The organism is Streptomyces sp. NPDC042102 (assembly GCF_055582305.1).
Genome location: NZ_JBVJDL010000001.1, coordinates 1818783 through 1830943 on the forward strand (window position 1 = coordinate 1818783; position 12161 = coordinate 1830943).

Below are 12161 nucleotides of genomic sequence, written 5' to 3' on the forward strand. Positions count from 1 at the left end.
GGGGCTCAGCCGCGGTGCCCGACCGCCGCCAAGGCGTCCTTGACCTCCCGCGCCACGCGGGCGGCGTCCTCGGGGTTGTGCACCACGTCCGTGTGGTTCATGTCGATGACGAGGACCTCGCTGGCCGAGTAGTGCTTGTGCACCCAGTCGTCGTAGCCGGACCACAGCGTCCGGTAGTACTCGACGAGGGCCTCGTCCTGTTCGAAATCGCGGCCCCGCAGCCCGATGCGGTGCAGCACCGTCTCGAAGTCCGCCTTGAGGTAGACCATGAGATCGGGTGCCTTGCGGTAGGGCAGGCCGTCGATCTCGCGCATCATCTCGTCCAGCAGCCCCTCGTACACCTGCATCTCGAGGGAGCTGATCCGGCCCAGGTCGTGGTTGACCTTGGCGAAGTACCAGTCCTCGTAGATGGAGCGGTCGAGGACGTTGTCGCCCTGCTTGTACGCCTCCTTGATCGCGGCGAACCGCGTCTGCAGGAAGTAGAGCTGGAGCAGGAAGGGGTAGCGCTTCGCCTGGATCTCCTCGGGGCCGGCCGTGTAGAAGAGGGGCAGGATCGGATTGTCTTCCACGCTCTCGTAGAAGACCTCACTGCCCAGCTCCTCGGCGAGCAGCTCGGCCACACTCGTCTTGCCGATGCCGATCATGCCTCCGACGCAGATCACTGGCATACCTCACTTCTCCCTGGGGGTCTTCTGTTCGTGGGCGGGTGGGCTGGGCGCCCCACACCACTGAGACGCACACCGGCGGTCACGCGATTCCCCGGGATCTTCAAGATCCGCGTCATGTGGTCCCCGTCCGGACCAAGGCCCTGACCCAGGCCGCTCTCCTCGACCGGCCGGCCTGACGCTTGCGCGGCCGCCGCGCACAGCGCCGAGCCGCGGCCCCGCGGCCGCCTTGAATCTTAGATGACGATCAGCCCCCCGCAGGCCAGGGCGCCGGACCGCACCGGAGGGCCGGGGCCGGATCCGCCGTCGTCAGGCTTTGGGGCATCGGCTACGGTCCTTGACTGTGAACCGTACCGAGCGCCTGTACGCCCTGGTGGAGGAGTTACGCGCGGTCTCGCCCCGGCCGCGCAGCGCCCGGTGGCTCGCCGAGCGCTTCGGCGTCAGCACCCGCACCATCGAGCGCGACCTCAGCGCCCTGCAGCAGTCCGGTGTGCCGCTCTACGCCGAACCGGGCCGCAGCGGCGGGTACGTGGTGGACAAGGACCACACCCTGCCGCCCCTGACCATCACCCCGGCCGAGGCGGCGGCCCTGGCCGTCGCCCTGCACGGGCTGTCCGGGACACCGTTCGCCACGGACGCCCGCGCGGCGCTGCACAAGGTGCTCGCCGTCATGCCGGAGCGCGAACGCCAGGCCGCGCGCGAGCTCGCCGGCCGGATCCGGCTCGCCGTGAACCCCGTCCGCCCGTCCGCGCTCCCGCACACCCTGCGCGAGGCGCTCTCGGCCCACCGGCTGCTGCACCTGCGCTACGCCGACGCGCGGGGCGAGGTCACCGACCGCACCGTCGAACCCCTGGGCTTCCTCGGGGCCGACCACTGGTACCTCATCGGCTGGTGCCGGCTGCGCTCCGCCGTACGGGGCTTCCGCCTCGACCGCATCCGGGAGGCGCGGGCACTGGAGGAGACGGCGGAGCCGCGTCCGGTGGACCTGTCCGAACTGGACACCCTGGGATGGGATTTCGTCCCGCTCGACGAGCTCTACGGTTTCGCTTGAGCCGCCGCCCGGACGGCTAAATACCGACAGGGGGTTGTCGCCCCCGGCCCGGACGCTGGGTGACCACGAACCGACCATGGAAGGCACCCATGTCTGTGACGACGACCCCCACCACCGACTCCGCACCGCTGACCCGGGAGGCCGGCACCCGCCTGGTGGAGGGCTGGACGGCGCTCTGGAACGGAAACGTCGCCCTCGCCGAGCAGATCCTCGCCCCCGGCTTCCGGCTGCACTTCGCGGACGACTTCGACGGCACCGGCTCCGCCGCCTCCTTCGGCCCGGACGAACTGATGGCGTTCATCTCGGCCAACAGCCTGGCCCTCACCGGCCTGACGTTCGCCGCCGACGCCGCACCGCTGGTCGACTCCGAGCGCGGCGAGATGGCCTGCCGCTGGATCGAGAGCAACGCGGACGGCGAAGACGTCGTCGTCAAGAGCGGCATCGACATGTTCGCGGTCACGGACGGCCGGATCTCCTCCGTGTGGTCGCTCACCGGAAACCGCCGCTTCGCCGCCTGACCGGCCGGAACCGTCAGAACCCGCAGGACGTCCGCGCGTCCTGGAAGCGCTCCGGGTGACGCCGCCGGTACTCGACCAAGGACTGGGCCACGGCGGCGCCTTCGCCCACCGCGGCGCCGACCCGCTTGACGGATCCGGACCGTACGTCGCCCACGGCGAACACGCCGGGCCGGCTGGTCTCCATCGGCAGCGCGTCCGGGCCGGCTCCGCCGCTGCCGGTCAGGACGTAGCCGCGGTCGTCGAGCTTCAGCGCGCCGCCGAGCCACTCGGTCGACGGGCGGCCGCCGATCAGGACGTACAGGCAGTGCGCGGCGACGGTCGTCTCCTCGCCCCGGCGGTCGCGCAGCCTGAGTCCGGTGAGGGTCGGCCCGCCGAGGCACTCGGCCACTTCGGTGCCCAGCAGGACCCTGACGCCCGGGGTCCGTTCGATCCGCTGCACCAGGTAGCTCGACATCGACGCGGCGAGGTCCGTGCCCCGGACGAGCAGGGTGACGGAGCGGGCGTAGCGCGCGAAGTAGAGGGCGGCCTGCCCGGCGGAGTTGCCCGCGCCCACCATGTACACGTCCTCCCCGGCGGTCGAGGGGGCGTCGGACAGGCAGGACCCGTAGTACACACCGGAGTTGAGGAGGCGGTCGACGCCGGGAGCCGTCAGCCGGTTCCAGTCCACGCCCGTGGCCACCACCACGGCGGCCGCGGTCACCGAGGCCGTCTCATCGGTGCCGGCCTTGACGAAATCGACGGTGTGGGCGCCCTCTCCGGTCGTGGTCACCCGGCTGGCCACCCGGGTGGGCTGCCACTCGACGCGGGCCCTGCGCGCCTGTTGCAGGGCCCGCTGGGCCAGGTCGCCACCCGTGAGTCCGACGGGGAACCCGAGGTAGTTCTCGATCCGTGAGGTCGATCCCGCCTGCCCGCCGGGCGCGTCGTCCTCGATCACGACCACGCTCATGCCCTCGGCGGCGGCGTACACGGCGGCGGACAGTCCCCCGGGGCCACCGCCGATCACCGCGACGTCGTAGTGGTCCTGCGCCGCCGGCCGGATGAGGCCGAGCCGTTCGGCCAGCGCGCTGATCGAAGGGTTCACCAGCTCGGTGCCGTCGCCGAGCCGGACGGTCACCGGTGCCTCCCGTACGTCCTCCTCGGGCAGCCATCGGAAGAGCACACCGCTGCGGCCGAGGAAGTCGCGCACCGCGTACGCGGCGGGGGAGAAGCGGCTGCCGCGCACCTCGGCGGTGGCCAGCTCGCCCTCGCAGTCGGCGTTCCAGGTGCACAGGGAGTCGTCGAGCGCCTCACGGAGGTGCTCGGCCGGGCCGTCACCGTCCGCAGCCTCCTCCCCGGTACGGGCGCCGGGTACGGTGCCGCGGTGCCCGGCCAGCGGCAGCCAGCGCACGCCGGGTTGCGCGGCGCCGGGGTCGGGGGCCTCGTCCGCGAGCACGGCCGCGACGGGCACCTTCCGGTCGGCCAGCGAGGTCAGCGCCCGGACCACCTCCGCCGGTCCGCCGACCTGCAGCACACGGAACGACGTCCGGTACCAGCTCTGCACCAGCTCGGCGGTCTCGTGCCGGCGGAGCGGATCGGAGTCGGAGAGAACAATCACCGGCAGTTCGGCATCGGCCATCAAGAGATCCTCCAGGTGGATTACGTGGGATCGGCTTCCCCTCGTGATCAACGAGCGGGAACGCGATACGCATCGGCCCAGGAGGAAGGGGGGCCCGCAGACCCCCCTGCGCACCGCTCAGAGACGGCCGAAGAACTGGTTGCCGCGCGCCGCGTAGTTCTCGCTCGTGTAGTACTCCTTCATCGCGGCGCTGATCTCGTCCCGGCTCAACTGCCCGTCACCGTCGACGTCCAGCTGGTCGAACGCCTCGTCGAAGGTCTCCCGGGGCAGCCGGAACATGCCGTGGAGCAGGGAGGTGTACTCCTCGCGGCTCAGCATGCCGTCGCCGTCGCGGTCACCGAGCTCGGTCCAGGCGTTGCTCATGTTCCTGATGCGTTCCCAGATCCGGTTCTGGTCGGTGACGATCCGCGCCCGGAACGCCGCCCGGAACTCCTGCCGGTCGACACCGCCGTCGGCGTTCTTGTCCATCGCGTGGAAGACGGTGTCCCAGAGGTCCGCCAGCGAGGTCCGCAGCGCGGCCACGGCCTCCGGGGCGCAGCCGAGCGACTCGGCGAGCCTGTCCGACAGGCCGATGACGTCCGCCTTCTCGAGCCGCCCGTCGCGGTCCGCGTCGAAGACGTCGAACGCCCGCTCCAGCTTGATGTCCAGAACGCTCACGACACCATCCCCTTCACTCCATGTGGTCGCCCCGTCACGCTGCGAGGCGGGACCAGGAAACCACATGCCGCGGCCCGCGCGCATACGGCTGCGGCTCCCGGTGATCGTTCCTACCCGATCGGGTAGGCCCACCCACGGCCCCGCCCAGCCCGGCCAGGACCGACCCAGCTGCGCCCGGCACCGCACTCCGCTCAGCCGCGCGGCCCGTACGCCACCGACAGCACACGAGGTCCCCAGAACAGCCTGGTGGGGCCGGTCCGCAACCGCTCGATCCCGAACGTCCCGCACCGCCGCAGCAGTTCGCGGAAGACGATCCGCACCTCCAGCCGGGCCAGCGCCGCTCCCGTGCAGAGCGTGGCGCCCTCGCCGAAACCCACGCCGGTCGCGCTGTTGGGGCGCCGCAGGTCGAACCGGTCGGGGTCCTCGAACTGCCGGGGGTCCCGGTTGGCGGCGCCCCGCAGCAGGACCACCCGCGAGCCGGCCGGGATCCGCACCCCGTGCAGCTCGAAGTCCTCGGCGGCCTCGCGCAGGTTGTACTGCGTGGTGCTGTAGTAGCGCAGGGCCTCGTCGGCGAGGTTGTCCAGCAGCTCCGGTTCGTCCCGCAGGGCCTCCTGCTGGTCCGGGTTCTCGCACAGCGCCCGCATGGCGTTGCCGATCAGGTTGGTGACGTTCTCGAAGCCGGCCACGAGCAGGGTGAAGGCCAGCGAGAGCAGTTCGTCCTCGCCGAGCCGTTCGCCGTCCTCCTCGGCGATCGTCACGAGCTCGCTGATCAGGCCGGGCGGCAGGGGCCGGCCGCGGTGCAGCAGGCCGCGGCGTTCGGCGATCAGGGCGGCGAAGAAGCCCTCGAAGGCGCCGCCGCCGTCGACCGCCAGCATCTTCTCCTCGTCCGTGGGGAAGGGGTCGGCGATCGGCAGCACCTTGTGGGTCCAGCCGAGGAACGGGGACCGGTCCCCGGGTGCGATGCCGAGGAACTCGCAGATGACGAGGAACGGCAGCGGATGACCGATGACCGGTACGAGGTCGAGCACGCCGCCCGCGGGGTCGAGCTCCGCCCGGTCGAGCAGCTCGGCGCAGACCTCCTCGATCCGGGGGACCATCGCCGCCACCCGGCCCCGGGTGAACGTGCGCCCGACCAGCCGCTTGAGCCGGCCGTGACCGGGGTCGTCGAGGGCGAACAGGTTGGCCGCGAGGATCCGGTGCAGCGCGGTGCCGCGGAACTGCTCGAACCGGCCCGTGAGCGCGCTGCCCCGGACCAGCTTGGTCCGGTCGCGGGCCAGCACCGCGATGTCCTCGTACCTGGACAGGAAGAACAGCCCGGTCCGCGGGCTGAAGTGGACCGGACGGCTCTCGCGCAGCTCCCGGTAGGCGGGATACGGGTCGTCCATGGCGCCCGGCGCGAACGGGTTGAATCCGTCAGGATGCAGGCTACTCATGGCATGGGGAACGTGCCCCCTCACCACCGGGGTTCGCATGTCCATGCAGAGAAACGGCAAAGAAGCGCCGGACCCGCCGGCCCGGCCGGCGGCGCCCGCTCACAACGGGTCCCCGGCCACCTCCCGCATACGGCCCCGCAGGAGGGTGGCCGCGCCGCGGTACTCCTCGTTCTCCGCGCGCAGACCCAGCCGCCCGGTCACCTCCACCAGGTGCTCCAGCACCTTGACCTCACCGGTGACGAACTTCTCCGTGCGGGCCGCGGTCAGCCCTTCCTCCAGCAGTTGGAGGGCCGCCCACGGGTCCCCGGTCCGGCACAGCGCGACGCCCTGTACGTCGCACAGCAGCACCCCCAGCAGACCGCGCGAACCGGGCATCAGCCGGGCCCGTTCGGCGTGGATCAGGGCCTGGTCGGCCCAGCCGCGGTCCAGGTACAGCCGGGCCACGTGGTGCAGGGCGAGACTCGCGGTGCCGTAGTCGCGGCTCTCCTCCGAGACCCTGGCCGCCTCCTCGTACACCGTCACCGCGGCCTCGTACGACCCGGACGCGGCGTGGGCCAGCCCGAGGTTGATCAGTGCCTGGGCCAGATCGCAGTCGTCGCCCGTCAGGGCCGCCAGCTCCCGCGAGCGCTCCAGCAGCGGGATCGCCTCCTCGGCCCGGCCCGCCTCCACGGTGGCCCAGCCGAGCAGGTTCGCCACCCGGGTCTCGGCGCACGGGTCACCGGTCGCCCGCGCGGCCCGCAGGGCGTGGCTCACCACCGAGGTCCAGTCACGATGGCTCTGCCACGTCATCAGCGGCCACACCAGTACCGTCAGGCGCCAGGCCCGGTCCGCCTCACCGGCCCGGGCGGCCGCCTCGATCGCCGCGCAGAGATTGGCCGACTCGGTCTCGTACCAGTCGAGCACCGCACGCCGGTCGGCGAGCGCGGGGACGGCCTGCGGCCGCTCGCACCAGTCGGGCAGATCGCAGCAGGGCCGGCCGTCGGGAGCGTAGAGCCGGGAGGCGGCGTACGCCGTGTGCACGTAGAAGTCGAGCAGACCGCGCAGCCGGTCGGCGCGCCCCTCGCAGCCGTACTGGCGGGAGAAGAGCTGGACCAGGTCGTGGCAGGAGTAACGGCCGACCGAACGCTGCTCGATCAGGTGCGCGCTCGCCAGCGCGCCCAGCGCCCGGCGGGAGTCGGCCAGCGGTATCCGGCACGCGGCCGCGATGGCGTGAGCGGTGAAGTCGCCGCCGGGTACCACGCTGAGCGCCGAGAACACCGCCTGGGCCTCGGCGCTGAGCGCGCGCACGCTCAGGGTGAGTGCCGCGGTGATGTCGGCGTCCTCGATCGACAGGGCCGCCAGCCGCTGCTGCTCGTCGCCGAGTTCGTCCGCCACCGACCTCAGCGTCCACCGGGGGTGCGCCGCCAGACGGGCGGCGGTGATCCGCAGGGCCAGCGGCAGACCGCTGCACAGCCGGACGAGTTCCCGCGCGGCGTCGGGTTCCCGCTCGATCCGGTCGTCGAGGAGGGCGGCCCGCAGCAGCGCCAGGCCTTCCTCCTCACCCAGCACTCCGACCGGCACCAGGGCCGCTCCGTCGAGGGCGAGCAGCCCGTCGAGGCGCAGCCGGCTGGTGACGAGGGTCGCCGAACCGCCGCCGCCCGTCAGCAGCGGGCGCACCTGAGCCGACTCGCGCGCGTCGTCCAGCACGATCAGCAGCCGGCGCTGCGCCAGCATGGTGCGGTACAGGGCCTGCGCGGCGGCCGGATCGTCGGGTATCAGGTCCTGCGGCACGCCGAGCGCCGAGAGGAACCCGCTGATCACCACCGAGGGTTCCACCGGCGTCGAACCGTCGAAGCCGTGCAGGTCGGCGAACAACTGGCCGTCCGGGTAGTCGTCGGCGTGGGCATGGGCCCAGCGCAGCGCCAGCGAGGTCTTGCCGACCCCTGCCTGGCCGACGACCAGGGCGAGGCCCGCGGAGTCCGGAGCCAGCGCCGCGGCGACGGAACGGAACTCGGCGGTCCGGCCGATGAAACCGGCCGGTGTGCGCGGGAGCTGCGCCGGCCGGACCCGATGGTCGGCCGGGGCGGCTTCGGCGGCTGTGGCAGCCGAGGTCCGGGGCGCCATCGCGGGCCGGGCGGGAGCGCGCCCGGCGGGGTCGGGCCGGGCCGGGGCGACCGGGCGTGATCTGGTGCCGGCGCGCCCTTCCGGTACGGCGGCCGGCACCCGCCGCCCGGAGCGCATCCGGCCGAGCAGATCGGCGAACGCCTCCTGGAGCCGGGGGCTGGGGGCGACGCCGAGGTCGCGCTTGAGCTGTTCGCGCGTGGCGTGGTAGAGGTGCAGCGCCTCCGCCTGGCGGCCCTCGTGCTGGTGGCAGAGCATCAGCAGCCGCACCAGCGATTCGCGCAGCGGGTTCTCCTCCACCGCCGCGGCCAGCCGCGGCACGGCGAGGTCCGGCCGTCCGGTGCGCAGGAGCCGCTCACCCATCAGTTCCAGGGCCCGCAGCCGGGTGTGCTCCAGGCGGGTCCCGGCGCGGGCGCGCAGGGCCTCGGACTCGCAGTCCTCCAGGGCCGGTCCGCGCCAGAGGCCGAGGGCCGCGTCCAGGAGGCGGATGCCCTCGTCGTCCGCCACGTCCTGGGACGCCGCCACGAGGTCCTCCATGTGGTGCACGTCGACCAGGGCCCGGTCCGCCATCAGCGCGTACCCGGGAGCCCGGGTCACCAGCCGGAGTGACCCGTCGAGCCGGCTGCGCAGACTGGCGACATGTCCCTGGAGCGCGGCCTTGGCGCTCGGCGGCGGTTCCTCGTCCCAGACCAGGTCGAGCAACCGGTCCACCGGCACGACCCGGTTGAGGTCCAACGCCAGGGCGGCCAGGACGGCTCGGCGCCTGGCACCGCCGAGAGGGACGGGGTCACCCTGGTCGGAGCGCAGCTCCGACGGTCCCAACAGCAGCAATTTCATGATTCCCCACCCCCACCGGCCGATGCGCGAAGCACGTGGAACCACCCGACACGCGGCGCCCGCGGTCAAGGGCGCTCCGGGATGGTGCTCGCAGCAGCGACTGGAGCGGTCACCGTACCGACTCCAGCGGACTCCGGACCAGTGGCTGAAAATCACCGAAACCGAGCCAAACCGCCTTGAGGCAGGTCCGAGGCTAGCCCATTGCTGTTGCACGGACGGCAGCGCCCTCCGGTTCACCCGACTTCACCGGTTCCCGGCGACCTCGCGGGGAATTCCGGGTGACGTGTGATGATCTTGAAGGTGAACCGCTGTGGCGCCGGCCTCGTCGGTCACCACCGGTCGAGGGGGTCCGTGGACGCTCCGGGCCGCCCGGGGGTGCGGATTCGGCCAGAGAGGGCCGGGGCGGCAGGTGTTTCACCGGACGGTGAACCCGGCCCGCCCCTTCATACGTTGAGTTGAGTGGAAGCGCCTGGGGACGGGGTCCCCCCGTACACCGGCCCCGGCCCTTCCGCCCGGTCCCGCAGTCCCCCGCGGGACCGCCCGCCCCGCCGCCACTCCCCGTGCGGCGGGGCGGGCCGTTTCCGGGCGGCCGGACGACTACCAGGGGCTGCTGCTCGTCGTGGAGCCGTGGGCGGAACCCGTACGGCCCGGGGACGCGGCGGGAGGCGCGGCGAAAGCGGCGCCGCCCGACGAGGACTGCGTGACGGAGCGGGCGGGTCCGGCGGACGCACGGGCGGCGGGCCCGGCGGACGAGGACCGGGTGGCCGTGGGCGACGCGGCGTCGAGCCCCCGGCCGAGGCCCTGACCGGCGTCGCCGGAGCGCTCCGCCGGCTCACCGGTCCGCTCCAGACGGAGCACCAGGTTGCGCTCGTGCGCGTTGCCGTGGGCCCAGTCCACGTCCTTGCTGGTGATCGTCTGGGTGCGGATCCCGCCGACGGACTCCCACCGGCTGCGGACCGCCCGGACATTGGGCCGCCACACGCCCTCGTACTCGTGCTCCACCTCGAGGTGCCAGCTCGGCGCGTCGATGTGCCGGACCGTGCCGGCCACGCCGGGGATGACGGTCCGGGCCCCGCCCGCGCCGGACACGACGACCACCGCGCGCTGGGGGTAGTCGGCGTCCACGCCGACGACGGTGATCCGGCAAGGGCCCTCGTACCAGGCCATGAGTGTTCCTCCAGGGGTGTCTCGGGTGCGGGGCGGTCAGGCGGGGCGGACGTCAGGCACGGCTGAACTCCTGCGCCACCAGGGCCGCCAGTTCGTAGTACGCCGCCCGGGTCCGGTGGCGCATCTGCTCGGGGTCGACCTCCCCGCCGCGGGCCAGGTGCTCGTCGTACGGCACCGTCACCACGGCCCGGCAGCGCTGCCGGAAGTGGGCGACGACGTCGTCGACCCGGATCAGCCGACCGGAGGCGGAACGTACGCCGGAGACGACCGTCACGGCGCCCAGCGCCTTCTCCTGGAAACCGTGGGCGTTGAGCCAGTCGAAGGTGATGCCGGCGCTGCTCGCCCCGTCGACGCTCGGGGTGGCGACGACGACCAGCTGGTCCGTCAGGTCCAGGATGCCGCGCATGGTGTCGTGCAGCAGACCGGTGCCGGAGTCGGTGAGGACGATCGGGTACTGGCCGCTGAGCAGTTCCATGACGCGCCGGTAGTCCTGCTCGTCGAACATCCGCGAGACGGCCGGGTCGGTGTCGTTGGCGAGGATCTCCAGACCGCTGGGCGCCTGGGAGGTGAACCTCCGGATGTCCATGTACGTCTGGAGGCCGGGCAGCGCCGCCACCAGGTCGCGGATGGTGGCGCCGGACTGCCGGTTCACGCGCCGGCCCAGCGTGCCGGAGTCCGGGTTCGCGTCGACCGCGATGACCCGGTCGGCCCGTTCGCGGGCCAGGACGGCGCCGAGGGCGGTGGTGGTCGTGGTCTTGCTGACCCCGCCCTTGAGGCTGATCACCGCGATGCGGTAGCTGCGCCGCAGCGGGGTGCGCAGGACTTCGGAGAATCCGCGCGGCGCCCGGCGCCGGCCGACGCGCAGCCGCTCGCGGGGGGTACGGCGGACCAGGCGTGCGGCCGACAGCTCGACGGCCGGGGCGAGGCCCAGGGGGGCCGCGGCGACCAGACCCGCACGCGGACCGGCCGGGGCGGCGGGCACCGCCGGCGGGGCGGGGGCCGGGTCCTCGGTGGCGGGCCGCGCGAGGGCCTCGGCGAGCGGGGCCGGGGCCGTGGCCGGGACGGCGTCCAGCAGGTCGCGCAGGCTCCGGAGTTGGGGCCGCTGCGGCTCGGGGGCGGGACCGGGCCAGTGGGCCGGTCCGTAGTCGGGGGCGCCCGTCCAGTGTCCGGGCTCGTCCATGTCGTTCCTGTCCACGATGGTGGTCACGTCGCGGTCCCCTTTCGTCGTCCCGGCCGGGCGTCACCCGGGGGAACGGTGTGCAACCGGTGCCGGTTCAGCTCCGGCCCGCCGGGCAGGTCATGCCGGGGCGAGGCCGCGCCGCTCCAGCAGGGGACGGAAGGCCCGTACCGCGTAGAAGTTCCGGGACTTGACGGTGCCCGGCGGGACTCCGAGGACGGCCGCGGCGTCGACGGTGGAACGGTCGTTGAGGTGCAGCTCCACGAGCACCTGCCGGTGGTGCGGGGGCAGTTCGGCGAGCGCGCCGCGGATGTCGTGGGCGGCCAGGACCTCGTCGTACGGATCGTGCGTGGCCGGCCGGTCCTCCGGTGTCTCGTCCCCGAGTTCCTTGGCGCGGGCGGCCTGCATCCGGAAGTGGTCGATGGCGATCCGGCGCGCCACCGTGTAGAGCCACGGACGGCCGTGCTCCGGGCCGCGGGTCAGCGCCTGCGGGTTCTGCCAGGCGCGCAGGAACGTTTCCTGGAGCATGTCCTCGGCCTTGCCCCGGTCACCACTGGTCAGGCGGAGCAGCGAGCGCAGCAGGTACGAAGCGTGCAGCCGGTAGAGCTCGGCGAGCGTGTCGCGGTCCATCGTCGGACGGTGCACCGGGTCCGTGCCCGTGCCCTCGCACCCGGCCGTACCCGTCGTGGTGTCCGGGCCGGGGTCCGCCTCGCACGCGGCAGCCATGTCCGCCGCGTCGTCCCCGGCGGCCCCCACGACCGTCGGATCACCATCGGCCCTGTGCCGCTCGATCCCCATCACGGCTGTTCCTCCCGCATTGCGCCGCCGGTCTCGCGGAGCGGCGGCAGCACCATCCGGGCGCCGTGGTGCGGCGCGCCGGGCTTGACGGAAGCGAGCGTCCCAGCCCTGGCCAACGCTTCACCAACGTTTCGCCAACGGCC

10 protein-coding genes are annotated in these 12161 nt (G+C 73.2%); 2 read left to right on the forward strand and 8 right to left on the reverse strand.

Going from position 1 to position 12161, the window contains the following annotated elements:
- Positions 1–5 precede the first annotated feature (5 nt).
- Positions 6–668 (reverse strand): deoxynucleoside kinase, encoded by a 663-nt coding sequence (locus ACZ6KO_RS07550; protein ID WP_469301200.1) that lies wholly within the window; start codon positions 666–668, stop codon positions 6–8.
- Positions 669–1008: 340 nt separating this feature from the next.
- Here ACZ6KO_RS07550 and ACZ6KO_RS07555 point away from each other — a divergent pair, with 340 nt between their 5' ends.
- On the forward strand, positions 1009–1716 hold the full coding sequence (locus ACZ6KO_RS07555) for a helix-turn-helix transcriptional regulator (RefSeq protein ID WP_469301202.1): 708 nt from the start codon (positions 1009–1011) through the stop codon (positions 1714–1716).
- An 89-nt stretch (positions 1717–1805) separates the two neighbouring features.
- Positions 1806–2234, forward strand: a complete 429-nt coding sequence (locus ACZ6KO_RS07560; protein ID WP_469301205.1) for a nuclear transport factor 2 family protein — start codon at positions 1806–1808, stop codon at positions 2232–2234.
- Between the two features lie 13 nt (positions 2235–2247).
- Here ACZ6KO_RS07560 and ACZ6KO_RS07565 read toward each other — a convergent pair whose 3' ends face one another.
- The 7 genes from ACZ6KO_RS07565 to ACZ6KO_RS07595 all read right to left on the reverse strand — a co-directional run bounded on the left by ACZ6KO_RS07565 (position 2248) and on the right by ACZ6KO_RS07595 (position 12018).
- Positions 2248–3849: an NAD(P)/FAD-dependent oxidoreductase gene (locus ACZ6KO_RS07565; RefSeq protein WP_469301207.1), complete on the reverse strand. Its 1602-nt coding sequence runs from the start codon at positions 3847–3849 to the stop codon at positions 2248–2250.
- Positions 3850–3966: 117 nt separating this feature from the next.
- Positions 3967–4506: an EF-hand domain-containing protein gene (locus tag ACZ6KO_RS07570; RefSeq protein ID WP_469301209.1), complete on the reverse strand. Its 540-nt coding sequence runs from the start codon at positions 4504–4506 to the stop codon at positions 3967–3969.
- A gap of 191 nt (positions 4507–4697) precedes the next feature.
- On the reverse strand, positions 4698–5939 hold the full coding sequence (locus ACZ6KO_RS07575; protein WP_469301212.1) for a cytochrome P450: 1242 nt from the start codon (positions 5937–5939) through the stop codon (positions 4698–4700).
- A gap of 99 nt (positions 5940–6038) precedes the next feature.
- Positions 6039–8876: an AfsR/SARP family transcriptional regulator gene (locus tag ACZ6KO_RS07580; RefSeq protein WP_469301214.1), complete on the reverse strand. Its 2838-nt coding sequence runs from the start codon at positions 8874–8876 to the stop codon at positions 6039–6041.
- Between the two features lie 597 nt (positions 8877–9473).
- Positions 9474–10043, reverse strand: a complete 570-nt coding sequence (locus tag ACZ6KO_RS07585; protein WP_469301217.1) for a hypothetical protein — start codon at positions 10041–10043, stop codon at positions 9474–9476.
- A gap of 52 nt (positions 10044–10095) precedes the next feature.
- On the reverse strand, positions 10096–11250 hold the full coding sequence (locus ACZ6KO_RS07590; RefSeq protein WP_469301219.1) for a MinD/ParA family ATP-binding protein: 1155 nt from the start codon (positions 11248–11250) through the stop codon (positions 10096–10098).
- A gap of 90 nt (positions 11251–11340) precedes the next feature.
- Positions 11341–12018 carry a sigma-70 family RNA polymerase sigma factor gene (locus tag ACZ6KO_RS07595; RefSeq protein ID WP_469301221.1) on the reverse strand — a complete coding sequence of 226 codons (678 nt, stop codon included), beginning with the start codon at positions 12016–12018 and terminating at the stop codon, positions 11341–11343.
- Positions 12019–12161: the final 143 nt, after the last annotated feature.